At 52.6% G+C, this 25,253-nt stretch carries 22 protein-coding genes; all 22 read right to left on the bottom strand.

The window, feature by feature from the left end; all coding sequences use genetic code 11:
• Window positions 1-62: 62 nt before the first annotated feature.
• The gene (locus AC6ESO_RS08570) at window positions 63-1,826 is read right to left on the bottom strand and encodes an extracellular solute-binding protein (protein WP_497091016.1); all 1,764 of its coding nucleotides are present in this window, start codon (window positions 1,824-1,826) and stop codon (window positions 63-65) included.
• Between the two features lie 93 nt (window positions 1,827-1,919).
• Entirely contained in the window at window positions 1,920-2,807 is an 888-nt protein-coding gene (locus AC6ESO_RS08575; protein ID WP_497091017.1) for a carbohydrate ABC transporter permease, read from the bottom strand.
• 16 nt (window positions 2,808-2,823) lie between these two features.
• The gene (locus tag AC6ESO_RS08580) at window positions 2,824-3,624 is read right to left on the bottom strand and encodes an ABC transporter permease (RefSeq protein ID WP_497091018.1); all 801 of its coding nucleotides are present in this window, start codon (window positions 3,622-3,624) and stop codon (window positions 2,824-2,826) included.
• 361 nt (window positions 3,625-3,985) lie between these two features.
• Window positions 3,986-5,407, bottom strand: coding sequence for a glycoside hydrolase family 32 protein (locus AC6ESO_RS08585; RefSeq protein WP_497091019.1), 1,422 nt, complete (start codon window positions 5,405-5,407; stop codon window positions 3,986-3,988).
• Window positions 5,408-5,634: 227 nt separating this feature from the next.
• Window positions 5,635-6,939 carry a glycoside hydrolase family 140 protein gene (locus AC6ESO_RS08590; RefSeq protein ID WP_497091020.1) on the bottom strand — a complete coding sequence of 435 codons (1,305 nt, stop codon included), beginning with the start codon at window positions 6,937-6,939 and terminating at the stop codon, window positions 5,635-5,637.
• Window positions 6,940-7,186: 247 nt separating this feature from the next.
• Window positions 7,187-7,501 carry a cupin domain-containing protein gene (locus AC6ESO_RS08595; RefSeq protein WP_497091021.1) on the bottom strand — a complete coding sequence of 105 codons (315 nt, stop codon included), beginning with the start codon at window positions 7,499-7,501 and terminating at the stop codon, window positions 7,187-7,189.
• A 25-nt stretch (window positions 7,502-7,526) separates the two neighbouring features.
• On the bottom strand, window positions 7,527-9,830 hold the full coding sequence (locus AC6ESO_RS08600) for a DUF4962 domain-containing protein (protein WP_497091022.1): 2,304 nt from the start codon (window positions 9,828-9,830) through the stop codon (window positions 7,527-7,529).
• A 45-nt stretch (window positions 9,831-9,875) separates the two neighbouring features.
• Entirely contained in the window at window positions 9,876-10,643 is a 768-nt protein-coding gene (locus tag AC6ESO_RS08605) for an SDR family NAD(P)-dependent oxidoreductase (protein ID WP_497091023.1), read from the bottom strand.
• Window positions 10,644-10,667: 24 nt separating this feature from the next.
• The gene (locus AC6ESO_RS08610; RefSeq protein ID WP_497091024.1) at window positions 10,668-12,539 is read right to left on the bottom strand and encodes a cache domain-containing sensor histidine kinase; all 1,872 of its coding nucleotides are present in this window, start codon (window positions 12,537-12,539) and stop codon (window positions 10,668-10,670) included.
• Window positions 12,536-13,570, bottom strand: a complete 1,035-nt coding sequence (locus AC6ESO_RS08615; RefSeq protein ID WP_497091025.1) for a response regulator — start codon at window positions 13,568-13,570, stop codon at window positions 12,536-12,538. The genes AC6ESO_RS08610 and AC6ESO_RS08615 overlap by 4 nt, the downstream gene beginning before the upstream one ends.
• A 120-nt stretch (window positions 13,571-13,690) precedes the next feature.
• Window positions 13,691-15,295, bottom strand: coding sequence for an extracellular solute-binding protein (locus AC6ESO_RS08620; protein WP_497091026.1), 1,605 nt, complete (start codon window positions 15,293-15,295; stop codon window positions 13,691-13,693).
• A gap of 150 nt (window positions 15,296-15,445) precedes the next feature.
• A complete protein-coding gene (locus AC6ESO_RS08625) occupies window positions 15,446-16,321 on the bottom strand; it encodes a carbohydrate ABC transporter permease (protein WP_497091027.1) in 876 nt (291 codons plus the stop codon).
• A gap of 13 nt (window positions 16,322-16,334) precedes the next feature.
• Complete coding sequence (locus AC6ESO_RS08630; protein ID WP_497091028.1) at window positions 16,335-17,249, bottom strand: ABC transporter permease; 915 nt, start codon at window positions 17,247-17,249, stop codon at window positions 16,335-16,337.
• A gap of 182 nt (window positions 17,250-17,431) precedes the next feature.
• Window positions 17,432-18,340 (bottom strand): ethanolamine ammonia-lyase subunit EutC, encoded by a 909-nt coding sequence (eutC, locus tag AC6ESO_RS08635; protein WP_497091029.1) that lies wholly within the window; start codon window positions 18,338-18,340, stop codon window positions 17,432-17,434.
• 20 nt (window positions 18,341-18,360) lie between these two features.
• The gene (locus AC6ESO_RS08640; RefSeq protein ID WP_497091030.1) at window positions 18,361-19,725 is read right to left on the bottom strand and encodes an ethanolamine ammonia-lyase subunit EutB; all 1,365 of its coding nucleotides are present in this window, start codon (window positions 19,723-19,725) and stop codon (window positions 18,361-18,363) included.
• A gap of 4 nt (window positions 19,726-19,729) precedes the next feature.
• The gene (locus tag AC6ESO_RS08645) at window positions 19,730-21,244 is read right to left on the bottom strand and encodes an ethanolamine ammonia-lyase reactivating factor EutA (protein ID WP_497091031.1); all 1,515 of its coding nucleotides are present in this window, start codon (window positions 21,242-21,244) and stop codon (window positions 19,730-19,732) included.
• Window positions 21,245-21,255: 11 nt separating this feature from the next.
• Complete coding sequence (locus AC6ESO_RS08650; RefSeq protein ID WP_497091032.1) at window positions 21,256-21,825, bottom strand: ANTAR domain-containing response regulator; 570 nt, start codon at window positions 21,823-21,825, stop codon at window positions 21,256-21,258.
• Window positions 21,794-23,260, bottom strand: a complete 1,467-nt coding sequence (locus tag AC6ESO_RS08655) for a sensor histidine kinase (RefSeq protein ID WP_497091078.1) — start codon at window positions 23,258-23,260, stop codon at window positions 21,794-21,796. The genes AC6ESO_RS08650 and AC6ESO_RS08655 overlap by 32 nt, the downstream gene beginning before the upstream one ends.
• A 9-nt stretch (window positions 23,261-23,269) precedes the next feature.
• The gene (locus tag AC6ESO_RS08660) at window positions 23,270-23,731 is read right to left on the bottom strand and encodes a EutP/PduV family microcompartment system protein (protein WP_497091033.1); all 462 of its coding nucleotides are present in this window, start codon (window positions 23,729-23,731) and stop codon (window positions 23,270-23,272) included.
• On the bottom strand, window positions 23,728-24,078 hold the full coding sequence (locus AC6ESO_RS08665) for a BMC domain-containing protein (protein ID WP_494817975.1): 351 nt from the start codon (window positions 24,076-24,078) through the stop codon (window positions 23,728-23,730). Before AC6ESO_RS08665 ends, AC6ESO_RS08660 begins: the two co-directional genes overlap by 4 nt.
• Window positions 24,075-24,368 carry a EutN/CcmL family microcompartment protein gene (locus AC6ESO_RS08670; RefSeq protein ID WP_497091034.1) on the bottom strand — a complete coding sequence of 98 codons (294 nt, stop codon included), beginning with the start codon at window positions 24,366-24,368 and terminating at the stop codon, window positions 24,075-24,077. Before AC6ESO_RS08670 ends, AC6ESO_RS08665 begins: the two co-directional genes overlap by 4 nt.
• A 7-nt stretch (window positions 24,369-24,375) precedes the next feature.
• Window positions 24,376-25,242, bottom strand: coding sequence for a hypothetical protein (locus tag AC6ESO_RS08675; RefSeq protein WP_497091079.1), 867 nt, complete (start codon window positions 25,240-25,242; stop codon window positions 24,376-24,378).
• Window positions 25,243-25,253: the final 11 nt, after the last annotated feature.

Below are 25,253 nucleotides of genomic sequence, written 5' to 3' on the forward strand. Positions count from 1 at the left end.
CCCATGAGAAATTCGGAAAGGCTCCCGTCGTGGCAACCGGAGCCTTTCCGAAACTTACCTTCTTATTGTTGCCATTCTGCTTTGCGGTCTTGATACATTTGGTTCATTGCCGCTTCCGCTTGGCCGATGCCCATATCATCCGCTTTCTTCAAGAATTCATCGTACCCTTTATCGAATTCCGCATCGGACGCGGACAGAATCAGCTTGACGATCGAGTTGTAGGATAACTGATTGACTTTAGTCGAAGCAATGAACTCCTTGCTCTCCGGTTTAAAGTTAAGTCCGGCGATATCCGTGAAGTCCCACCCCGTGTTTCTTCCTTCCTCGATCCAATCCGTCCCTTTCTCGCCATAACCCTCGTTGGCCCGCTTTGTCTCTTCGTCCCACCACATGGAGAAATCCAGTTCTTTGCGCGACATTTGGTAAGTGAAGCTCGGGTGGTCGTTCATATCCGTGCTGAAGGTCAGAAACCCAAATGTGTTCAATCCGCGCTTCGACGCAAACAGCTCATCATTCTGCCAACCGTTCACTTGGAAAGTCGTGCTCTTAATATATTTTTTGCCGTCTTCTTCCGTAATAAAATAATCATAGCCATCTTTATCTTCACCGTCAAAGTTCACGACGCCTTTTTGCAGTAAGTTGCCTTCCTGCGTATTCAAGTAATTCACGAACTGCATAAACCGCTCCGGATCTTTCATTTTACTCGAAATATAGACGCCCGAATCGTAGTTTGCTCCGTATGCGTCGTAAGTCGTCTTCGCTACTTCCGGTTTCCCTTTCAACAGGAAGTATTTGAAGCGAAACGGCTTCTTGTCTTGGGTGAAGATACTGTTCGCTTCGTACATGTTGTCGAACCAAGATCCGATAGAAGAGAAAACCTTCTCTGAAGCCATCTTCGCCTTAAACCCGTCGATGTTCTGAACGGCAGACTCCTCGTCGAGCAGCCCTTGCTGATAGAGTTGGTTCAGCCATTTCAGCGAATCGCGGATGCCGGCATCCTTATATTTGTAAATCAGCTTATCGTCGGGCGTCCAGACATAATCGTTGTACAGCCTTACGCCCTCGGCGCCTGCCAAGGTTTTGACCATGTTCGTAAAGAAGCTCTCCGTTCCGAGCGCCAGAGACATCGGAATGTATTGCGGATACTTTTCCTTCACTTCTTTGAGCAGCGCCGTAAGTTCGTCGAACGTTTGCGGCTTGTACCAGCCCTTAGCCTCCAGAACGTTGGTCAGAAACTGAAAGCTATAGCCGGTCTCGAGCATTCTATCCGCACCCGGAAGAATGTAGCCCGAAGGGATTTTATAGATCTTGCCGTCTTCGTTCTTCAGCTGGCCCCATACCGAGCTTAAATTTTCTTTGATTTGTCCGCCGTATTTATCGAACAATTCGTCTAATGGAATCACATATCCGGCGTCAATGAACTTTTGCGCCATCGAGGGGTTCGTAATAACGATCGCATCCGTCATTTCCCCGCTTGCCAGCATAATGTTCAGCTTCTCATCCACATTAGCCGGAGGCGATTCAAGATTAAGGCGGACTTTCGTTTTATCATAGACCTGCTTCACGATCGGCGCATCCTGAGACGCAAGCTGCGGTACGTTCCAACCAAGCATGACGCTGAATTCGGCATCCGGCAATGTAGACATATCTCCTGCCTGCGCCGCTGTGTTTCCTTCCGTATTCGCCGCCCCGTTTGATTCCGATGCCTGCTGCGTCGAATCGCCCGTCGTATTGTTATTGTTGTTTGAGCAACCGGCCGCTGCGGAAATGATCATAAAAACGCTCAACATAATACCAAGTACTTTCCGAACACTTGCTTTTCTCATTTGAAACCTCCCCCATTAGTGTAAATTCTCTTTGCCTATTTTGCTATTACAAATCCTCTTGGAGGACGAACAGCCTCGAACCAGCCTAACCGATTAACCCTTGATGGAGCCGAGCAGCATGCCTTTGACGAAATATTTCTGAATGAAGGGGTACACGCACAGTATGGGCACCGTGGCAACCATTGTAATCGCCATCTTGACTGCTTCAGGCGTTACTTTGACCATACCGCGGCGAGCCATGCTGGATTTCATCTGATTGATCATCGCGCCGGCCTCGGTCTGATTCAAAATTTTCATAAGCACGTACTGAAGCGTCTGCAGCTTGCCATTGACCGTGAAAAACAGCGTGTCCTGCCAGGAGTTCCATTGGCCGACGGCAACGAACAGGCCAATCGTGGCGATAATCGGCGTCGATAGCGGCAATATGATTCGGAAAAACACATACACATCGTTAGCCCCGTCCATATAGGCGGATTCAATCAGGGAATCCGGAATGGACTTGAAATTGGTACGAAGCAAGATCATATTGAAGGCGCTGATCAACCCCGGGACAATATAGACCCAGAACGAATTGTAAATGTGAATCGTCTTAAACAAAATAAACGTTGGTATCAAGCCGCCGTAGAGGAACATGGTCATAATGAACAGCGAATTGAAAAACTTGTAGCCGATCAGATCCTTCTTACATAACGAATAAGCCAGCATAGCCGTGCATATGACTGAGGTCACCGTCCCGACGACGGTCCGAAGCACGCTCATGATGGAAGCATCGATTAATGCATCGTAGCGGAAGATGACGCCGTAATTCGCAAAAGTGAATTTACGCGGCCATACCATCAGCCCTCCCCGCATGGAATCTACGGCATCATTTAGAGAGAAAGCCAGCACATGCAGGAACGGGTACAGAGTAACAATCATCAATATCGTAAGTCCGCCTATGTTAAAGAAATCGAACGCGGTATCCTGCCATCTCTGTTTCATCGTCTTGTCCCTCTTTTCATAGCACGTTGTCCTCTCCGAGCTTCTTCGCCATGCGGTTTACAAGATACAATAGCACCAGGGATACCAACAATCGAAACAGGCCAATCGCAGTTGCGTAGGAATACATCGCATTCCCTAGTCCCATGCGGTAAACGTACGTATCAATGACTTCGGAATAATCGTGAACCATCGGATTGCCGAGCAAGTAGGAAGGATCGAAGCCTGCATTCAAGATTCCGCTTGCGCTAAGCACGAGCAGCACCACAATTGTCGGACGGATACATGGTAAGGTGATATGCCACATTTTCCGCCAGCGTCCCGCCCCATCTACACTGGCTGCATCGTACAATTCCGTGTCTACGGACGACATCGCTGCAATGTAGATAATCGCATCCCAGCCGATGTTTTTCCAAACGTTGATGAGTACGACGAGCACCCAGAACAGATGCGGCTCGGCGAAGAAGAAGATCGGCTTATCGATCAAGCCAAGCTTCAATAATATTCGGTTAACTGTCCCATCTGAAGGAGAGAGTAGCGTCAGGAACAGGTTGGCGACAACTACATACGAAATGAAATAGGGCAAATACGATACGGTTTGAACCGTCCGCTTGAAGAAAACGCCCTTCACTTCATTCAGCAGTAACGCAAGGGCTACAGCTCCGAACGTACCCACCACGATATTCAAGACGCTGATCGCAATGGTGTTCCGAAGCAGCGTATAGAGCATTTCTTCTTGGAAAAAAGCTTGAAAATGCTTGAAGCCAACCCAAGGACTGCCCGTCACTCCTTTACCGGGATTGTAGTCCTGGAAAGCCATGATCCAGCCCCAAATCGGAGCATAGCAGAACACGGCTGCCCAAATCGCAAATGGGAGGCTGAAGAGTAGTAGTATTTTCTGCCTCTTAATCTTCCTCCATATGTGGTTTCTTCGATGAATAGGAGGGGAAGCTGCCGTTATTAACTCTGCCGGGACATGATTCATATTCTGGTCATCCTCTCTGGCCTTTCCTCGCTGCATTGAAAGCGGATTCATTTCCTGTATTCATCATAGCTCACGCCTCTCTCGGGAAATATCCAAATTAGCGGACATTCATGTTTGAAAACGCTCTTTTTAAGGTGAACAGCTGCCTCCATCCTTGGGTGGGTTTCATTCGGGGAAAATAGAAAAACCCGGATGGTTATCCGGGTTCGTGCTGCTGAGGCCATATCGAATGAAGCGTCCAGACCTGCAGCGAACGGAACGTGACGCTCCCGCTGCCGGCAAATACAGTAATTCGATCACTGTCTTCCAATAGCGGGTACATCCGTGCAGACAGACAGGATTCATAGCCGGCAAATATCTCCAACAAGGAATGATCCAGGAAAATATGTACGGTCGCCGTATCGCCGATCTTCCAATTGATCTCACCCTGCAGCTCCATGCGATGTGTCGAAGGTGAAAGGCTTGAACGGGAGCGGTCAAGAATAAACCGCCGCTGACTTGGATCAAATAAGATGAGCGTTGCTTCTTCATCATTCTCCCCATGCAGCAGCTTGAATCCGAACGTCGAGTCCGAATCCGTCAACTCGATTTCTGCAAGCAACTCGAACGCCCGCCCCCTCGTCTTCAGCGTCAATGTCTGACCAGAGCTCAATGTCAAATCGCTTGTGCTCTCGTACTCACCGCGTAACTGCTTAAGCTCCTGGACCGGCTCCATGCGGAGCGCTCCAGTCTCCGTCAGCGATAAAGTCCGAGGAACGGTCAGCGCGCCTGCCCAACCCTTCGCGCCATCGAATTCTCCCCGCGCAAATTCGGGCATCCAAGCCCACAGTAATTTCCGTCCCTCGCCATCCTCCATCACATTCGGCGCATAGAAGCCTTCCCAACCGCTGGGGTCGAGTATCCCATGCCGCTCAGGCGTAAACGTAAAGTCGTCATTTAAAGTGCCCGTATAATAGCGAACTGCATCCTTAGGCGAGTAGATCAACACATATTTGCCATCCAGCGGGAAGAATATCGGGCACTCCCATAGATACTCTTCTTTGCGCTCAGCTTCCATCAGCTTGTTCAGCAGCTTCCATGACTTCAGATCGTCCGAACCATAGATCATGGCACAGCCTTTGCCGTCATGCTTTCCACCGAGTACCATCAGCCAGCTTCCCTCGTGCTTCCAAATGTATGGATCGCGCCAATCGCGGATATTCAGCTCTCCATGAACGTCCTTCGACAGAACCGGATTGCCCGGATCCTTGTTCCAGGTCATCATCCCATCCGTGCTCGTAGCCATCCATTGCTCTGCTCCATCTTCGTATCCCCGCTCCCCGCTGCCGATGCTTGTATAGAACAAGGTGGGAACGCCTTCCGGTCCGATCACGGCGCAGCCAGAGAAACAATGCTCTTCCCCTCGATCCGTCGAGGGGGTCAGCGCGACAGGAAGATGCTCCCAATGGATCAGATCCTTGCTCTTCGCATGACCCCAATGAATCGTTCCCCATGTATCTCCGTTCGGATTGTATTGATAGAACACATGATAATCTCCTTGATAATAAAGCAGGCCGTTAGGATCGTTCATCCAGTTGCTCGGCGGCAGAAAATGATAGATCGGGCGATAGAGATTCATAGGACCAGGGCTCCTTTATTTCAATAGAGAGACACCATCATCATAGAGCACGTCATTCGGACACGAATATATTAACATGTGATTTTTCATGCTGCTTTCCGTTCCATTTGCACCCTAAATAACTTAGAAACGCCAAAATGCCTGTCACTATGCCGGTGGAGGCATAATGACAGGCATTTAATAGATGAGGAATTAGGAGTGCAGGAATAGAAATGCCGGACTGACTCTTATTGCACGGTTCTGAGCACCAGCACCCAGTCATTTCCTCTGCCGCTGATTGGCGGGGTGAACGCGACTTCGCCGCTATTGTCGTATTCGCTAATTGAGCTGTACTCCCCTGTCCGAGGGTCAAACCACGAAGCTTCGATGCGGCTTCCTGCCAAGATACCGAGCGCCGCTCGGAACGGCAAGCCGTTCGGGCTGTAGATAAAGCCGTAATCCTCGCCACGAGTAGCGACCATGTAGTTGGCGCCTTCGTAGTTTTCTGCTATTAGGCTTTGATCCGGTACCCGGTCAAAGAAGGACACCGATTCAATCAGATTGCGCACATGCTGCATTTGCTGAGCGCCTGGACGGTGGAGCGCTTGTCTCCAGTTCATAATGAAATAGGGTTCCGGCTTCGTTGTCATCGACCAGATGGAATGATGCCCGTACGTATGGCCGAACCCGCCGGCGAATACCGCATAATACGCCCCTGTCCGAACATCCGCTTGGTCGAAGTAGCCATTTACCGCATTGAAGTTAACCGGATGGTCCTCATAACATGGCTCTGCATCAAATGTAGGCTTTACCGGCAGCTTCTCGTAATCCGCTTTCACATGTTTGTAATTGACGCGAATTCGCTCATGATGACCGGATTGAATCATATTAAAGTCAAGCCAAGACGCATCATGCAGATGGCGCGAGGAGGAAGAATCGCCGCACGGATGGAAGGTAATCAGATTGCGTCCGCCATCCCCTTCACGCAGACCCGCTGCCAATTCGTTATTCACCTCAAAATGCAACAGCGTCTGCAGAGGACGGTCGCCGCCCAGCACCCAGATGATGTTCGAACGATTCTTGTACCGCTCACCTAACCATTGTCCGTAGACTCGCGCATTATCTGCATTGAAAATAGCCGGCCCTTTGCCCCATGCTACATTGTATTTATCGCCCCAAGTAGGCAGGAACGCTACATAAATGCCGTACTCCGCCGCACGATCCACAACATAATCGACATGGCTCCAGTAGTTATCGTCACCGTCTAGATCAGGCAATGTCGGATCATAGTTTCCCTCAGCATTCTGCTTCAGCGGACGGCGACCGTAAACGTTATCGACGGTCAGCCCCTCAAACTCGGCAAGTGCAACGATTTGAACCACGTTGAACTTCTGCTCTGCTCTGCCTCTTAAATATTCGTCCGCATCCTCGCGGTTTAATCTATGAAACAGCTCCCAAGCCGTATCCCCAAGCCAAAAAAACGGCGTACCGTCCGCTTGCATCAAAAACCTCTTGTTATCGCTGACCTTCAACTGCTGCAACGTGCTCGACATCCTCTTACTCACGCTCCTGGTATAGGTTATTGATCGGCATCATCTAGCTGTACCCTCAGCCTATCATATATTAAATCTGTACACAATATGTATACAATAGTTTGATCGGGACATTAGTAGAGCGATTAATAGAGAGCAGTAGAGTAAACAAGAGTACTCAACTCACTTCTCTTCATCATCAAAAGAAGCCCCGCATCCACGCTACCTGCCGCGAACACCGAGCTTCTTTCACCTTATCGTATAGGTCTTACTTCAATAAATCCTGACGGATCGGCGTAAACGTGTCCAGCAATGCGGACGGCTCCAGCGCCTTTGCCCCGTGCCTCGCTCCCCCTGGGATATAGATGGATTCGCCCTGACTAATCACCGTCTCTATTCCATCGATTGTGAACGCCATAGCCCCTTTGAGGCAATAGGACATTTGCTCATGCGGATGGTCATGCTCGTAGCCTTCCGCGCCGCTCTCGAAATGCACTTCCATCATCATAAGACCGCCATCGGCCCGTAATATTTTGCGTGTCACGCCAGGCTCTGCCGCTTCCCATACTCCAATGTTGCTCATACTCTTCTATGCCTCCTTCGGCTGATCAGTATGCTTTGGGCACCGCAATCATGCGGGTTATGCCGTCTTCGTTCGTGAAGTAGAGGTGAATGCCATGATCCTGATCGTCAATGAAATAGGAGACGAACTTGTCCTCGCCCTTCTTCATTGGCACTAACAGCGTAACGATACGGTGGTTCGTCGCTTCCTTGGTTGCAGCCATCAGATGCCACTGGTTTGGTAGCCCTTCGTATTCGGAAGGATCCACATCGGTAAACTGATCATGCTGACGAAGCGTCAGGTCGCCGGAAGAGGCATATACGAATCGGCCATCCATTTCCGCCCTGGCTCCGATCGTACGGAACGTCTGTCCTTTCAGCTCCATGGGATGCAGCGTATGCATAAGCCAGCTCACGCGGCTCGGCTGCTCCAGGTCTACGGCGTCCACGATGACGGCATACGTGTCATCCAGCCAGTACACCTCGCGTACGAATTGCTTCAAATACGGTACCGTCTCCCGATACGCCTTTGTCGCGTTCATGCGTACGCTTGCAAATCCCGGCTTCGAGGAGACCTCCTCCACGACGCCATAGGCTTCCTTGCAAAGCACCTTATCTGCGCCGGCGTATTGACCGTTGCCATCAATAAGCAGGTTGTTTTTCGAAATCGTCTGCCTCCGCCAGTTGCGGTGCATCGTACTTCCGTGGGCAACATAGTAGCCGCTGTCGATGGCAATCGGTTCACCGTAGGCATGGAGCAGGAAGCCGTTCTGATCTCCATGGCTATGACTGATCGACCCGTAGGGACTGCTCTTCACGATCAACTGAATATGCTCGTTCGGATCGTCCATCCGCCGATGAAAGGCGACCCAGCCAACATCTCGAAACCACTTGACCGGCTCAATTCTCCCCGGTTCAGGAGACAGCGGCTCGACCGCCGGATAGTCGTGAGCATAGAGTAAATCGTCAAACCGGAAATCCCACCAGCCGTAGTTATAAAACTTGCTGTCGGCGTCTTTATCCCGCTCTTTGACCTGCTCATAATACCACTGGTACAGCCCATTGCCTGTTAAACCTGCAAATTGGCGAATGTTATAAGCGGTCTTCAGGCTCGGCGGCTCGCCAAGCGTGGACTGATCGCCGAAGCTGGCTCGCACTGTATCCGGGCTGTGTACATAAAGCGGGAAATCGCCGGTACTCGTGAAGAAAGGCCGCTCAAACAAATCGATGCCAACATATTGCCGAACCAGATTAAAAGCGTCAATGAGATAGGCAAGGCCTGTCGTCCAATACATCGGCCCTTCCGCCCATCCGCCATCTTGACCGCCCCAAGGGGAGTATAGACATGCGTAATATTCCAGCGTGTAATCCAGCCATTCCCGGGCTTCCGGCTCTTCATGCAGCATGGCGATACATGCCGGCACAAGCACGGAAGAGAGAGAGCGCACCGCGTGACTATCATAGGGGACCCAATGAATGCGAGATCGTTCGATGACGTGAATAGCAACCTGCTCCGTGCGGACAAGCAAATTCGCCCGGACCGCTGAGCGCTCCTCCTCTGACAAGAAACCATGCAGCCAGTCGTATCCCCAAGCCACGGCTTGGGCGATACGAAACGCAGCTTCATCGTTGTAATCTCGTGAAGTCGTTCCTTGCGGATTCCAAGAAATGACATGCAGCAACCAGCGCTTAGCCTTCTCTACGATGTGTGCATCCTCAAGCAGCACCCCTGCCACGCTCAGATGGCGAATCGCATACAGCGTTTCTTGGCAGTCCATATACATCCGGCGCCACAGCTTCGCGACGCGTTTATTATCCGGGTATCGCTCCGGCTCGGCGATGAGCTCCCGTTCCATCCACGGCCTAACCGACTTCTCGTAGAAGACATCGAAGCCGCAGCTCGAAGCATCCTCACGGATACGGCTTCGGAGCGCTTCTACTCGATCGCGATCAAGCCACAGCCGAGGATGTGCGGCGCTCGTCTGCGCGTATCTTGCATCAGGCGCGGGCAGTGGCGTCGCCGGAATGGAAGCCGGGACGGTAAACGTCCTCACCTGGCTCCAATTCGACTGCGAAGCCGCCTCTTCTAATACCAAAGCATAACGCCAATAATAGATTCCCGGCTCATAGACATGATCCGGCGTATAGAAGTTATAGGGGATCGGTCCGATTGTCTCCACCTGATCCGCTTCGAATCGCTCGGAAGCAGAAACCTGCAGCATATACCGATCTTCATCCGGCTTTGCTGGCATCCACGTGAATCGCGGCGGATTCTCCCGAAGCTCTGATGCTTCGTTCGGTTCATAGGGTACGGTCAACAAGCCGCTGACCGGTTCGAATAGCTTGGACATGGCAGTCCCTCACTTTCGCTCGTCGTTGATAGCCTCCAAATGCGTTTATCGCATGAACATGCCGCCATTAACCTCAATCGTCTCGCCGGTCAGATAGGCCGACAAATCGGAAACGAGGAACAGAGCGACTCCTGCCACATCCTCCGGCGTCCCTTCTCTTCGAAGCGGTATGCTCTGAATCGTCGCTTCTCTCGCTGCAGCAGACGTGAACGTTGCATGAAACGCCGTATTCCCGATAAAGCCGGGTGATATCGCATTAACGCGGATGCCGCTGGCCGCAACTTCTTTGGCCAACCCTTTCGTATACGCGAGCACGGCTGCTTTACTTGCGGCGTAGATGGAAGCGCCGGGCCCTCCTCCGTTGTGAGCGGCTACCGAAGTTAAGTTCACGATGCATCCGCCGCCTGCAGCCTTCATGCCCGGAATGACCGCTTTCGTAACGAACACAGCGCTCTTCAGGTTCACATCCATGATGCGCTCGTACGCTTCCTCCGTCATGTCCTCATTGAGTACGCGCTGAACGAGATGTCCCGCATTGTTGATCAGCACATCGACCGGCTGGCCGAAGGCTTGCTCCGACGCGGCTGCCAGCCGCTGCGCTTCTTCCGCCTTTGAGACGTCTGCCTGAATGGCATTCGCCTTTCCGCCTCTAAGTTTAATCAAAGCAACTGCCTCTTCAGCAGCCTCCTTGCTGTTCAAGTAGTTCAGAACCACCTTCGCTCCGGAAGCAGCGAGCGAGATCGCAATTGCTCGCCCAATTCCTCCGCTCGCTCCCGTTATGATCGCGACTTTCCCCGTCAAATCGATTGCCATCCCAATCGCCTTCCCTTCTCGTCGTTAGGCCTTCGCAAGCTCATGCTTAAGCTCGACCGCGAGCTCCGGCTTCGCAAGCGAACGAACCTCATGCGGCATTCGCAGCACAATCCGCGTTCCTTGGCCAAGCGAGCTGTCGATGCGAAGTCCGAATGTATCGCCATACACCATCTGAATTCTCCGGTGAACATTCACCAGTCCGATTCCCCCGCGCCGTCCATCGTTTGCCGTCTCCACCTCTACCAGACGATTCCGTTCCAATCTCCTTCGCAATCCAGCCAGCTTCTCTTCCGTCATCCCCACTCCGTTGTCTTCCACAATGACAAGCAGCTCGCCCTCGTCTAGGCGGGTATCGATGCGGATGAAATGCTTTGCTTCAAACCCATCTGCAAACGCGTGCTGAAAAATATTTTCCACAATCGGCTGCAATGTCAGCCTGACCATCCCCGACAGCAGCAGCGATGGCGGTGTAGCGACTTCAATTTCGAAATCATGTCCGATGCGGTGCTTCTGGATGATCATATAATTGCGCACATGATTCAATTCGTTGGCCAGCGTCACTTCTTCGAGATTCGTTTGAATCGAGTAGCGCAGCATGAACGCCATCGCCTCGACCATTTCCGATATTTCATCCGAATCCTGTACAATCGCATAGCAATTGATCGTCTCCAGCGTGTTGTACAGAAAATGAGGATTAATTTGCAGCTGCAGCGCCTGGAACTCCGCCTTATGCCGCTCCAGCTCAATCTCCTGCAGCTGCAGCTTTGTCTTCTGGCTGCTGAGCTCCGTATCGTACACGCGCTCAATCATGTCCGAGAGCCGACTTACCATGAGATTGTAGCTGTGAATGAGCCCGCCAATCTCGTCATCCCGCTGCTTGCTTTCGATGCTGATCCAGTTTCCCTTCTCCGTCTCGCGCATCCCGTTCTTCAGTGTTCGAATCGGGCGAACGATGGAATTGCCAAACCGGAATGCAAGGAACAGGGCGATCACAAGCGTGACAAGACCGACCGTTACCGTTGTGGAACGAATGCCCGAGATCGGCTCGCGCAGCTCATCAAGCGGCATCGAGACTGCGAGGCTCCACCCCGAGTATGTAGACTTATGCGAGACGATCAACATGTTCCTCCCATTCATCTTCTCATTGAAGCGCGTGTTCTCGCCGGTTGCGATTCGTTTCCCAAGGTCCGTCTTCGCCAGTTCACTCCTCGTACCGGCAGCAGGGGCGTATACAATAGACCCTTCCGAATCGAGGATGAAGAAGAAGCCGTTCTCGCCCAGATCCACGTTATTCCATAACGTTGCCAGTTGACTTTCGTTCAGCTCGATCGCGAGAATCCCCTTCACCGCATAAGACGTATAGCCTCTGATCTTGCGGGCAATCGTAACGACTCGCTCACCGTTCATCAGCGCCGTGTTCAGTATTGCAATCTCGCCATTATCAGGCGTCTTCGCCTTCAACTCCTCGTACCGATTCGTAGGGTCGACCGAGAGCGACGAGAAGCTTTGATTCTGATCGAAGATAGAACGTCCATGCTCGCCTAATATGTAGATCATATGAATCTGAGTCGGATACGTAATGAATATCTTCTGAAATACATCCTGACGGATACCATTGGCAAACCGGTAATACTCGTAGCTATCCGACGGGTCCATATCGAGGAACCGTTTGACGGATTGCTGGGATAGAATCGAATTGCTCACCCGCTCGAACGTTTCGAGCTGTTGGTCGGTTTGTGCCCCCGCGTTCTCAATGACAGTAGAAATATAGCGCTCGACCTGCTTGTCGATTGCAGCGGACGACTTTAAGTAGGTGAAGATCCCGACCGTAGATAGCGAGAACAGGATGACGATCAGAAAATAGAGAAACAACTTTCGCGATAAACTTAGCTTCATCCGCGAATCCCCAGCGATTCCCGGTATTCGGATGGCGTTTGCCCGCTGTATTTCTTGAAGGTCTTCGTAAAATGCGGATGATCGGCAAATCCGACTTCAGCAGATACATCCGTAATCTTATGATGCGGCAGCGATAGCAGCCGTTTCGCCCGCTCCATCCGCCGCTTCGTCCGATATTGCACGAACGTCTCATTCGTCATTTGCTTAAATAACTGACTGAAATACGAAGCATTCAAGCCCAGCTTGTCAGCCACTTCCTCAAGCGATAATTCCCTGCCCAGATGCTGCTCGATATAGCGCTTGGCTTCCTCGACCGGATCCTTCAGATTGCCTTTACGTTTCGATCGCAATTGCTCCATCATCAAGGTCGCCGATTCTCCAAGCCAGGTGATCGCGGCCAAGTCCCGGTCCGCCGGCCGCAGCGGCCGCTCGAACGGATACACATCGCGCGCGTTCAGTCGATCCGCCAATTTGCCTGAAAGCTCTTGCATCAGCTCTCCAACCATCTGGGCATCGAACTTGCTCATCGCGCAGTACTGCTCCATGTTCGCGATTACGGCTTGAATAGATTCGGAGCGCAAAAACCAGATGCTGTCCTGCAGTTGATCCAGCCATTCTTCCGTCAGCTTCAGCGGAATATAGGTGGCTTGCCGCTGGGCTTCGAGGCCGGCAATCATCTTCGCAACCGTTTGGCTCACAGCTGCTTTGGTGACCGGCTTCAACAAATATTCCTTCACGCCAAAAGACATACACTGCCTGGCGTATTCGAAATCTCCATAGCCCGATATAATGACGACTGGCAGGTCGGGATACTGCTCATTCAATTGGCGGCAAAGCTCCAATCCGTCCATCTTCGGCATTTTGATATCGGTGAACAGTAGGTCGGGACGGTTCGCCGCTATTTTGTCCAGCGCATCCTGACCATTGTCCGCTGTTTCGGCATGGAAAATAGTGGGATCGGCTTCGCTAATCAGCTTCTGCAATCCTTTGCGAATCATCGGTTCGTCGTCGACGACTAAGATGCGGTACATGGCTGTGTCCTCCTCGATTACCGATTGCAGTCGGCAATCCGGTTATGGAGCAAGATGCTCCCCCAGCCAAGCAGGGGGAGCATCCGAGTCTCTTACTGTCATTTTAGTGCATCGCGAACCTTACTCAAAAGCGTTTTCTTTACTATTAAACCGGGTAGTTGCTTCCTCTATGACTTCGTTGCCGCCCTTGGAAAGATACTCCTCCAGCACCTTGCCGTAATTGTCGATCGGCTCTTTGCCATAAACCATCTTGAGCACATGCTCAAGCACCAGCGGCGGAAGCTGATCGGATAACGGGCTCAAATCCGGGTAGTTTACGAACGCTTCCAGCCTTGGATCGAACTCGATGCCTCTGCGTCCTTCCTTCGTCAGCAGGTTATCGAATGCATCGACCATTTGTTTGCCCGGCTCCGAAAGCTCGGCGATGCGCTTGTTGTACGTCGTATCCTGCACCATCCACAGCCAGTAGTTCAAGAAACGCTGCTTGTTCGTGCCGGCTTCGTCCGTAGGAGGCGTGTAGCTGATCGTGCCGCCATCATTCGTATAGTCTTCGCCTTGGATGCCATAGCTGAAGAACTCCTGTGCTTGCTCGCTGACCATCCAATCGAAGAACTTGATGATTTCAGCCGCTTTGTCTTTCGCGCTCACATTGATAAAGTAGGACCGCGTAACCGGGTTATAGTGCGCATAGCCGCCTTTGCCGTCATCGCCAACCGGAGACGGAATGAGGGCAACCTTCGCGCCGGGAACGTTCGTCGTAAGCTGCGTGCCCCAGATCGGAAGCTCGTTAGCGTTCATGGACCACATGCCCGCTTTACCGCTGGTAATGATGCTCTTGAAGTCTGCGCTTTCGATGGTGGCAAATTCTTTGCTGATCAAACCTTCATCGTACATCGTTTTGTAGGTCTGAATGGCTTTCTTCATCGGATCGGCATCGAAGAAGCTCGGCTTCACTTTACCGTCGGGGAACTGTTTGAATTGGTTCAAATAACCGAAGACGTCATACGAACCGAAGAAGGTGTCCGCGTACTTGAAGTTCTTGCGCCCCATGTACGGATGCTCGACGCCAAGCTCTTTGAACGCCCGCAGCACGTCAAGCGTTTCCTCCACCGTCTTCGGAATCGGTTTGCCGGCTTTCTCCAGCAGGTCAGTCCGAATCCAAGTTGCCCGTCTCGATGGATTGCTCAGTACTTCCGGAATTCCGTATATGTTGCCGGTCTTCGCATCCGTTAATCGATCCCAGGCTGCCTGCGGAAGGAACTTGAGCAAATTCTGTCCATTTTCCTTGAGTAGATCATTCAGTGGCAGGAACACTCCGCTTTGTACTGCGCCGCCGAGCTCTTGGCCGCTAATGCCGCCGCTGCCTTGAACAACGTCCGGAATGTCATTGGTCGCAAACATTTGGATCATTTTGTCTTGATACTCGTTATGCGGAATAAGCCGTATATCGAGATCGGTGTTCGTCATTTTCTCCATTGCGAGCACGTACTTGTCTTTGTTGATGTCTGGGTTCTGCTCTACGTAAGGCACGTTCAGTGTCCGCATGGAAATGGAGAATTTAGTCGGTTCCGCTGCCGGCGTTTCATCTGTTTGGTTCGTTGTAGCCGCCGTGCTTGCAGGGGTGTTCGCAGCCTTGGATGGTTCATTGTTGCTGTTCTTCGAACAGGATGACAGCATCGAGATGGATAGTGCGGCAACCGTGGCCAGTACGACAAGCTTTCTCATAAAATCCCCCTCATCTCCTCAGTCGAAATTCGCTCCGTAGAGCGCTTTCAAAACTCAACCTCAGTATAGGTACGAACGCTACACGGTCACAATGGAGTTTGTTTGGCTCGGTTTGTCATTTTTTTATATTTCTGTATCATCGTTCCACACTCAAGATTTGATCGAACCTATGAGCATCCCCTTAATAAAATAACGCTGCATGAACGGATACAGCATAATGATCGGCAAGGTTGCCACGAGAATGACGGCCATCTGGACCCCTTGTACCGATTGGGATGCGATGTCGAACGGCAAATTACCGGTGTCGACCAGGTCATCGTTAATGAGCAGCTCCCGCAGCTTAACCTGCAGCGGATACAGCCTGCGATCATTCAAATAATACAGGGCATCCATGTACTTGTTCCAGTTCGTCACGGAATAGAAAATGCCGATTGTCGCCAGGGCAGGCTTGGACAACGGGAGCATCAAGCTCCAGAGTATCCTCATTTCGCCGCAGCCGTCAATCCTTGCACTATCGATAAGCTCCGTCGGAATTTGGACGAAGAACGACCGCAAGACGATCATATTAAACGCACTGATCGCGGTTGGAATCATAAGTGCCCATAGTGTATTGATCAGATGGATTTCCCTCATGAGAATAAACTGCGGGATCAGCGGTGCCGTGAAGATCATCGTCATCAAGACAAACAGCAGCACGTATTTGCGTCCAACGTATTCCGCTCGCGATAACGGATAGGCCAAGGAGGAAGTAGCAGCCAGATTAATGAGTGTACCGAGAACTGTGATATAAACGGTAATACTGAATGCCCGCCAAATGGAGACGTCATCGAAGACGTAGCGATAATAATTGAGCGTGAAATCAACAGGCCAGAACATGACATCCCCTCGATCAATCGCCGCCGCTCCGCTAAATGACTGAGCAATCACATTTAGAAAAGGGAGCAGCATCGTTAGCGACAGCCCTGTTAATACCAAATAGTTTGCAATAAGAAACAGCTTCCTGCTCCAATGCTCTCGCCGAATCACGGCCACCCCTCCTTCAATACAACGATTCTCCGGTAGCCTTGCGGCTTAATGCGTTGGCGATCACAAGCAAGACCAAACCTACGACCGATTTGAACAGACCAATGGCAGTCGCATAGCTGTATTGCATTTGTTTCAAGCCGGCTTTGTAAATATAAGTATCCAAGATTTCACTATTGGTAATGTTCAGCGGATTCTGGAAAACAAAGACGCGTTCAAAGCCATAGTCCATGAAATCCCCAATCTTAAGCAGGAACAGCACCGTGATAACAGGCAGCAGGGACGGCAGCGTAATTCGGATGGTCTGCTTCCAGCGGCCCGCGCCGTCGATTTCGGATGCTTCATACAATTCCGGGTTGATCCCGGTCAACGCAGCCAAATAAATAATCGTCCCCCAGCCTACGTCGCGCCATAATCCCGAGCCGACCAAGATAGCCCGTATATAGGAGTCCTCACCCAGAAAGTAGATCGGTTCGATGCCGAACCAGCCTATAATGACATTCACGATACCGGAAGTCGGAGAAAGCATGCCAACGAAGATCCCGCTCACGATGACCCAAGACAGAAAGTGCGGCGCATAAACAATCGTCTGGACAATCTTCTTGTACACGGCGAGCCGGACTTCATTGAGCAGCAGGGCAAGTATAATCGGTGCCGTGAAGGCGATTAGTATATCGAGGAATCCCAGAATGAGCGTATTTTTCAAAATCCGCAGAAAGTCGTAATGCTGGAACATGCGCTCGAAATGATTGAAACCGACCCAGGGGCTTCCGCTGAATCCGGAGAAGATATTATAATTTTGGAACGCGATGACCGAGCCGAGCAACGGCACATACTTGAAGACGACGAAATAGACGATGCCCGGAAATGAAATCAGATATAACGTCCGGTACTTCCACATAAAACCGAACAATAGCCGTCCCTCCCTCATGATAGTCGTTTCTGCATATTCCCATCCTAGCTGTTCATCGGGGGAGCCAACAATGGAATCGCTTTAATAGCGCTTGTGTTTTTTTTAGGTAGCCGAATCGAGTGCAGAGGATCTAGACCATCTGGCTGCCGCAGTAAAAAAAGCCTCCGACACCACTGCTTCAGTGGGTCGAAGGCTCTTCTCTACTCGAGATGCACGCCGCTCGCGCGCTGCTCTAGCATTTTGCGGACAATCGAGCCCATATGGGCTCCTGCTTCAACCGGTGCTGTTCCTCCGGCATGAATGTTGGATAACACGGTTCGGCTGCTCTCAACCGTTCCCGCACGGGGCCGGTAACACATATAGGCGCTCATCGACTTCGACGAGACGAGCCCCGGCCTTTCTCCGATCAGCAGCACGAGCACCTCCGGTTCCAGCAGGTCGCCAATGTGATCCATCACGGCAACCCGTCCTCCGCGTACGAAGAACGGTGTTCCGGTGGAGAGCCCCAATCCGCTAAGCGAATCCAGCAAGGAAGGATAGACGTCGGCAAAATTAGCATTAACCGCATTCGCGCTCAGGCCGTCGGAGACGACGATTTGAACTTGAGGTCTCCTCTTACACCTCTCCAAGATGACTCGGGCTCCCTCTTCCGTAATGACGCGGCCCATATCGGGACGTTTCAGATAGTTCTCCGTATTTACGAAGCAGGTCTCCACGGTAAAAAGCTTGTATTCATCCAGCAGCGACTGGCTGACGCTCCCGTAGATGGAGTCCACCGCAGCAGCATGGTCACAGCGAAAATGGAGCAGCTCTCTCGTAAGCGGACGCGTGCCTGCCCGCCATACGCCAATACGAGCAGGTGTGCTGGCGATGAGCTCCGACATCCCTTCCTCCCATTTGGGGTTCGGTACATGGGATATACGAGGGTCGCCGAATGTTTCTTCCGCCGCTGAGCCTTCGACTGAACCTCCAACCTCAGTAGGATGTAATGGTGTATGCGATTGCGAAAATGAATGTGATGGAGCCGGAGTAGGCGCCGGAGCTATACGCTTCTCCAGTTCAGCCATAACGCGATCAACCAACTGCTCCACGGATAGTTTCGAGTGCATGCCCGCTTCCTCCTTTGCGCTCAAATCATGAAGAGGCTTGGGTCGCCTGCCAGCGGCGTCAGCCTGCCGTTCTCCATCAGTCCCATCGAGACAAGCCACTTCTCGAACTCCGGTGCCGGCCTTCGCCCAAGCGTCTCCCGAAGCGTTGCGATATCGTGGTAGCTGGTAGATTGATAGTTGAGCATGCAATCGTCCGCCATCGCGACACCGATGATGAAATTCACACCGGCCGCCGTGAGCAGCACCGCCAAGTTATCCATATCATTCTGATCCGCCCGCATATGATTTGTGTAACAGACGTCGACTCCCATCGGCAGCCCATGCAGCTTCCCCATAAAATGATCCTCAAGCCCAGCTCGAATAACCTGCCTGCTATCGTAGAGATATTCCGGGCCGATGAACCCGACGACCGTATTGATCATGAAGGGCCGATATCGTCTAGCAAGACCGTAGCATCTGGCTTCCAGCGTCACCTGATCGATGCCATGATGAGCTTCGCTGGAGAGCTCCGACCCTTGCCCGGTTTCAAAATACCACAGGTTCGGTCCCGCTCCCGTCCCCTGCCTTTGAATCAGCTCATGCGCCTCATCGAGCAACCCTACGCTAATGCCGAACGCGCCGTTCCCTTTCTCCGTGCCGGCGAGGCTTTGGAACATCAGATCCGCCGGCGCGCCGCTGCGAATCGCGCGCATTTGCGTTTTCACATGGGCTAAGACGCAGTTTTGCGTTGGAATCTTCCACTTGGTCATCTCTTCCTTCGTCGCTTCGAGCAGGCTCTTCACGCTGTCAGCCGTATCGATGACCGGATTCACGCCAATGACGGCGTCCCCAATGCCGTAGCTTAATGCTTCGAATAAGGAAGCTTTTACGCCCTGAATACTGTCCGACGGATGATTGGGCTGCGCGCGCCCTGCGAGAACGCCCCGCTGACCCATCGTACTGTTACAGCTAGTAATAATCTCCGCCTTCGACGCGGCTTGGATCAGGTCCAGATTGCTCATTACCTTCGTGACGGCTGCAATCATCTCGCTCGTTAAGCCGCGGCTCAAGCGGCGGAGCTGCTCTTGACCGGTATCCTGCCTCAGCAGATATTCCCTCAGCTCGCCAATGCTCCAATTGCGAATCTCGGCAAAAACCCGCTCGTTAACCGCTTCTTCAATAATCCGAGATACCTCGTCCTCCTCGGGAGCAAGGAGCGGATGATCGCGAATATCGCCAAGCGTCAGCTCGGAGAGTACGAGCTTCGCGGCCATTCTCTCTTTGGCATCCTCCGCAGCGATTCCGGCTAACTGATCCCCTGATTTCTCCTCATTGGCCTTTGCCATAACGGACTTCAAATCACGGAATTGGAACGTTCGCCCGAGCAAACCCGTCTTCAGCTTCATCCTTCTATCCCCCCTCGGAGCGGCCAAGCGCAGACTCAGACTGGAAAACAAGCGTTTTAATCACAACCGGGAGCATCAATCCGGGCAGAGGTTCTCCCAGATCCATATAATCGCCATGCATCACGGTGATTTGGTCGATGCAAATAAGAGATAGCCGTTTCTCCAGCCGCTTCCGGAGCGATTGTCCGAGCGCCTGCGCCATATCATGCTCGCATACGACGACCAGCACCTTTGCTTGAGCGAAGTATTCCAAATAAACGCGGCTGATCACCGCTGCCAAGCGCTGCACAGAGGCATAAGAGATTCCTTTCATCCCCCGCATAGCGAGCGCAAAAGGGATCGAAGCCCCTTTGTCATAGAGACCGGCGCATACCCGCATCACAGCCGATGCCAGCTCCATCAGCGCGTCTTGATCCGCGAGGATATCATCTGTCAGCTCATCCAGCCGGTGCACCGGCAAGTTCCGAATCGGCAGTATCGACGAAGCATCGAGATAGACGGTGGCCCCACTTATTTCCGTGCTTTGCATGCCTGCTCCGATGACGGTCGCTCGAACAGTCTGATTCGGTTTCCCCAGCGCGATATCGTAATGAGCCATTGCAGCCTTGATCTCATGCGCAAGCAAAGGACCGATGTCGCCGTAAACGGCAACCTCCGCGATCGTAGTCGGCTTCTTAAGCTCCATCAACAGGCCGATGCCGCCTGAAACCATCCATTCCTCAATCTGCGGTAGACCACTCCCATCCGCCGGTTCACCGCCGCCAAGAAGGAGCACTCGCAATGCGGTATTATCCGTGAGATGCGCAGAATCGCCACCTGCCAAATAGTCCAGCATGCTGCGGCTCATGTCACGGCAAATCTCCGCTACGGCTTCGAAGCTGATGGATTGTCCCTTTTCGATCCCATATCCTCTCGATGTGAGCCACGGCCGGATCGTTGGGGATACCGCCGTAACCCTCCCGGTCGTATCAAGCTCAATCAATCGGCCGCCGACATGAAACGTTACCGTACCGATTGGCCTCCCCCGCCGAAAGATCGCTACATTCGCAGTTCCGCCGCCAATATCCAGATTGGCTACCGCGCCTTTGGTTTGCAGGGAACGCTGATCCGCTCCCGCTCCCCTGCCTGCTAGCAATCCTTCCAGATCCGCGCCGGCCGCCGCTACAACGAAGTCGCCGGAACGCTCCGCGAGCCGCTGAACGATCTCGCGAGCGTTCCTCTTATTCGCAGTCTCACCCGTGATGATAACGGCGCCTGTCTTCAGCTCGGCCGGACGAATACCTGCATGCTGATACTCCGCCGTAATCATCGCCCAGACACCGTCCGAATCGAGCTGATCCCTTCCACTCAGCGGTGTGCTATACATAGGGCTTGCATACACCAGCTGCCGCTCCACAATTTCATAGCGGGGGATCGAAACCACGCTCGAGGTGCGCTTCAGTCGCAGCCGGCTTACGATCATCTTCGTCGTGCTCGTTCCGATATCGATACCGACACTCGTGATCCACTGATCCTCCATGGCGGCTCCCCCTATCCGCCGCCTTCGATAATGCGTACTGCCAGCTCCGGCAGCGGGATACGCTCCGTCATACTGTGCGCTTGGATGCGATGATAGGCGGCAGGCTCATCCAGTCCATGCCGCTTCATTAGGATTCCTTTTGCCTTCTCAATGAGCTTGCGCTCTTCCAGCGTTCGTTGAAGCTGCCGGATATCTTGCTTCAGCCCATCCAACGCAGCCTTCTGACTTAGTGCAATCTCAACAGCGGGAATTAAATCCGCCTCTGACACCGGCTTGACCAGATAGGCGATCACACCGGCGTCGCGCGCCTGCTGCACCAGTTCCTTCTGGCTGTACGCCGTGAGCAGCAGCACCGAAGAATGCTGCATGCTTCGAATGATCATCGAAGCCTTGATCCCGTTCATCACAGGCATCTTCACATCCATGATGACAAGATCCGGCTTTAGCTTCGCGGCAAGCTCAATCGCCTCTTGTCCGTTCTTCCCTTCGCCTACAACGGAATAGTGCTCTTCCTCCAGCATCTCGCGAATATCCATCCGAATGATCGGATCATCGTCGATAATGACAATCGTTCTGCTCACCGTTCATCCCCCTAAGCGGAAATGTGATGTCAACCTGCGTGCCAAGCGGGCTGGAAGACAGGTTTAGCGTACCGCCAAGATTTTCGATCACCAGCGTTTCGGAGATTTGGAGGCCGATATGTCCCTTCCTCTCCGCTGAAACTGTTCCACTGCCACGCATACCTCCCCCTGTATCCGACACCCGAACTCGTCCATCCGCACCAAGGAGCTGCAGCGAAACTTCAATGTTGCCTGCGCTTCGCTCCACGAAAGCATGATTGACGCAATTTTGCACGAGCTCGTTCAATACAAGTCCCAGCGTCATTGCCTGCTCTGCCGATAAAATCAGCTCATCCCCGCAAATATTCGTCGTTATCCTTTGTTCCGGTTTGACGGAAGAGGCAATGATCGACTTCACGATCCGGGCCGCAACGTCATGGAATGGGATCGTCTCCATCCCTTCGAAAGCCAGCATCTCATGGATGACGGCAATACTGTTGATCCGATTGATGCTGTCCAGATAGACATGCCGGATTTCCTCATGTTTCGTTCTTCGCATTTGCAGCCGCAGAAGACCGGCTACCGTTTGCAGATTATTTTTGACCCGGTGATGGATTTCCTTGATGACGGCCGACTTGACGAGAAGCTGCTTCTCCTTCTCCTTCAGCTCCGTCAAATCCCGAATGAGAATAAAACCGCCTACCATGCGATGATCTCGCTGCAGCGATAAAGCTTTCAGCTCCAGCGCCACATGCCTCGATTGGAATTCGCTGCGGTAGACGCCGGTATGCTCTTGCATAACAACACTGCTCAACTCGCCGCCAAACAAATCACCAATTGAGCTGCCCTCAATTGAGCCGGTGCAGCCGATTTCCTGGAGCAGCTTGTGTGCCTGAACATTCGTATAAGTGACGGCATGCCGATCATCGAACAGCACAATCCCCTCTTGCATCAAGGACTGCATCCCGCCTTCGGACATGGCAAGCGAGAGCAAGGTTTCGCCCAGCTGCTCATTCGACTCTAGCAATCTCTCGACATTCCGCTCTTGCTCGACATGTTTGGATATATCCGATTCCAGGATAAGCGCGCCAATGACGCTGCCCCGTTTGGAGCGGATCGGTACGACGTTCTGCTGCATGGCGATTCCTTCCTGCGAGGTACCGCGCGAGCCCAGCATCGGTTTACCTGACAAGAGGCAGAACATCACGGCAGGTTCATTATGAAAATGGGCAAATTGACCGACAACGGAGGTCTTGTACAGCGAAGCCGCAGTCGTCGGATGCGCCTGCGCAACAACGAGCGCCGTGCGCTCATCGGCGAGCGGGCAATCTATAAAAGCATCGGATTGGGACGCATCGGCTATCCACTGCAGGTGGCGCGCCAAATCCTCAATCGTTTCCACGTCATCGATTGGCATCGTTGTATGGCTGCCGCACAATTCCCTAACCATACCCATCACCGCTCGTCACTCCTTAAACGCAATTGAACGAAGCTTAACGCGAAGCTCTTCGATCCCTTGAAGCTGCAGGGAGGAAGTAAAGAAGATTTCATTTCCGATACCTAGAGACTGCCGCAGCAGCTTGACTGCCCGATCGCCATCCGCCCCTTCGGCATCCATCTTCGTGATGACACCGATCGCCGGGATAGGAAATCCGCCGGAGAATCCGGGTGGAAAATAGTTCCGCAGCCGCGTCGCATCTTGAACCAGCACGAGCGCGCATGCCTCATACGAAGTAGCCATTAATGCGCGATAGAAGAGCGGGTTCTCGCTGTACTCGCCCGGCGTATCGATCAGCCAATCGCGATAGACAAGTGACTGCGTCTTCAGTGCCGGGTCCTGCTCGCCGAACAGCCGTTTAATCAAAGTGGATTTGCCCGAGCCGATGGCGCCAATCATCATGATTTTCTTCGCGACTGTCTTCATCATGATCTCGTTAACGGCGCAATGGTGAATTGAAGCTTCTCAGCCAGAAAAATATTCACCGCTTCAATTGCCATACTAACAGCGGATACTTCGCCGACAATAACCAGCGACCCGGTAAATCGGTCTAGGTAGCCAATGCTTACATGGGCTGCCTTCGTCGCGATATCTGCGGCGATGATGGCGGTTTCCGTTGGCGTCAGCGTCAGGATTCCGATGGCGCTCGCTTCTTCAATGCCGAGCTTCGTGTACAGCATCGGATCGGGGTTCGCAATGACATGCGCAAGCGTCAGCTGCTTGCCCGGCACATATTCCTGGATGACGCGTTGTTTCTGCGACTGTGGCTCCATCATTCATCCTCCGCTCCATCTTGCGGTGTTACAACGTCGAAGCTGTCGACAATGCCGACAACCATGGCGTCGATCGGGACATTGCGGCCGCCGAACAGCGCTCTTGCCGGGCTCCCGCGAGAAATAATCACATGCTCGCCAACTCCTGCCCCAATACGATCGACAGCTATCACCGCCGTACCCTTCGACCTGCCAACGAAATCAACAGGCTGAACAACCATGAGCTTCAGATTATCCATCCCTTCTTCCTTCTGGGTCGCCCAAACGCTTCCGATTACTTTCCCGTAGAACATTGGCTGCTCACCCTTCTTCCCGGAATTGGACAGCGATGCCTTTCTCTCTCAGCACATCTTTGGCGAGCGGCGATAGAATGGTCCCTCTCTTCACGAGAACGACCGTGATGCGTTTATGCCTTGTCCTCTGATTAACCCAGTCCGCGGACAGGAATTTACCATCGAAACGTTCGGTATGCTCGGGCAACGGTTCGGTGGGCTCGGCGGATTCGGCGTGCTCATGCCTTTCACTAGCAGTTGCATCAGCAGTAGGTTCCCCGGCATTCCCATTCATCAGAACAGCAGCTCGGCCTACTCGTTGTACCACCCATTCCGCCAACTCTTTTGCCGGAGCGAACGCTACGCCGTACATTGCCATCTCGCTCTTGTAATAGCTGAACAGCTTCTGGTACGGCACCGGCAAGGTCAGCTCCTTGAGCGTGCGCCGATCAGAACGCGAGAGCCCGGAACCGTCTTCGCCCACCACCACAAACTTCCCCATCACGAGCGCCGCGAAAATAATCTCCGACCTCACCGTTCCCTTCATTCCAAGCGCAACTCGTCCGGCATCCCCTAAGTCGATCTCCGGAATAACGATACCTGCATAGTCGTTTGGAATTTCAATCGGAGCCGGCGCGGACTCGTCAATCGCGATCGTTCTGCCAAGCCCGCTTGACTCTACTTTATGCATGCCAAGCCATCCCGATGTTACTCCGTCGAGAAACAACCGATCATAATGAATCCCGTACTTCTGCAGCAGGATAAAATGATCCCGATACGCTTCATGGGCCGTACTGTCGCAGAATAGGTACAACACTTTAGGAGGCGGCTCGGCCGCTTGTGCCCGCATCGTGCCGACGAGCTCCCGGATGATCGATTCCACCAGCTGTTTCATCTCCACCTGAC

The sequence above is a fragment of the Paenibacillus rhizoryzae genome (assembly GCF_059686995.1).

What these genes read in the sequence shown, in the direction of transcription:
- AC6ESO_RS08570 (WP_497091016.1), bottom strand. Translation starts at nt 1,826, where the DNA reads ATGAGAAAAGCAAGTGTTCGGAAAGTACTTGGTATTATGTTGAGCGTT.
- AC6ESO_RS08575 (WP_497091017.1), bottom strand. Translation starts at nt 2,807, where the DNA reads ATGAAACAGAGATGGCAGGATACCGCGTTCGATTTCTTTAACATAGGC.
- AC6ESO_RS08580 (WP_497091018.1), bottom strand. Translation starts at nt 3,624, where the DNA reads ATGGCTTTCCAGGACTACAATCCCGGTAAAGGAGTGACGGGCAGTCCT.
- AC6ESO_RS08585 (WP_497091019.1), bottom strand. Translation starts at nt 5,407, where the DNA reads ATGAATCTCTATCGCCCGATCTATCATTTTCTGCCGCCGAGCAACTGG.
- AC6ESO_RS08590 (WP_497091020.1), bottom strand. Translation starts at nt 6,939, where the DNA reads ATGTCGAGCACGTTGCAGCAGTTGAAGGTCAGCGATAACAAGAGGTTT.
- AC6ESO_RS08595 (WP_497091021.1), bottom strand. Translation starts at nt 7,501, where the DNA reads ATGAGCAACATTGGAGTATGGGAAGCGGCAGAGCCTGGCGTGACACGC.
- AC6ESO_RS08600 (WP_497091022.1), bottom strand. Translation starts at nt 9,830, where the DNA reads ATGTCCAAGCTATTCGAACCGGTCAGCGGCTTGTTGACCGTACCCTAT.
- AC6ESO_RS08605 (WP_497091023.1), bottom strand. Translation starts at nt 10,643, where the DNA reads ATGGCAATCGATTTGACGGGGAAAGTCGCGATCATAACGGGAGCGAGC.
- AC6ESO_RS08610 (WP_497091024.1), bottom strand. Translation starts at nt 12,539, where the DNA reads ATGAAGCTAAGTTTATCGCGAAAGTTGTTTCTCTATTTTCTGATCGTC.
- AC6ESO_RS08615 (WP_497091025.1), bottom strand. Translation starts at nt 13,570, where the DNA reads ATGTACCGCATCTTAGTCGTCGACGACGAACCGATGATTCGCAAAGGA.
- AC6ESO_RS08620 (WP_497091026.1), bottom strand. Translation starts at nt 15,295, where the DNA reads ATGAGAAAGCTTGTCGTACTGGCCACGGTTGCCGCACTATCCATCTCG.
- AC6ESO_RS08630 (WP_497091028.1), bottom strand. Translation starts at nt 17,249, where the DNA reads ATGAGGGAGGGACGGCTATTGTTCGGTTTTATGTGGAAGTACCGGACG.
- eutC (WP_497091029.1), bottom strand. Translation starts at nt 18,340, where the DNA reads ATGCACTCGAAACTATCCGTGGAGCAGTTGGTTGATCGCGTTATGGCT.
- AC6ESO_RS08640 (WP_497091030.1), bottom strand. Translation starts at nt 19,725, where the DNA reads ATGAAGCTGAAGACGGGTTTGCTCGGGCGAACGTTCCAATTCCGTGAT.
- AC6ESO_RS08645 (WP_497091031.1), bottom strand. Translation starts at nt 21,244, where the DNA reads ATGGAGGATCAGTGGATCACGAGTGTCGGTATCGATATCGGAACGAGC.
- AC6ESO_RS08655 (WP_497091078.1), bottom strand. Translation starts at nt 23,260, where the DNA reads ATGGGTATGGTTAGGGAATTGTGCGGCAGCCATACAACGATGCCAATC.
- AC6ESO_RS08660 (WP_497091033.1), bottom strand. Translation starts at nt 23,731, where the DNA reads ATGATGAAGACAGTCGCGAAGAAAATCATGATGATTGGCGCCATCGGC.
- AC6ESO_RS08665 (WP_494817975.1), bottom strand. Translation starts at nt 24,078, where the DNA reads ATGATGGAGCCACAGTCGCAGAAACAACGCGTCATCCAGGAATATGTG.
- AC6ESO_RS08670 (WP_497091034.1), bottom strand. Translation starts at nt 24,368, where the DNA reads ATGTTCTACGGGAAAGTAATCGGAAGCGTTTGGGCGACCCAGAAGGAA.
- AC6ESO_RS08675 (WP_497091079.1), bottom strand. Translation starts at nt 25,242, where the DNA reads ATGAAACAGCTGGTGGAATCGATCATCCGGGAGCTCGTCGGCACGATG.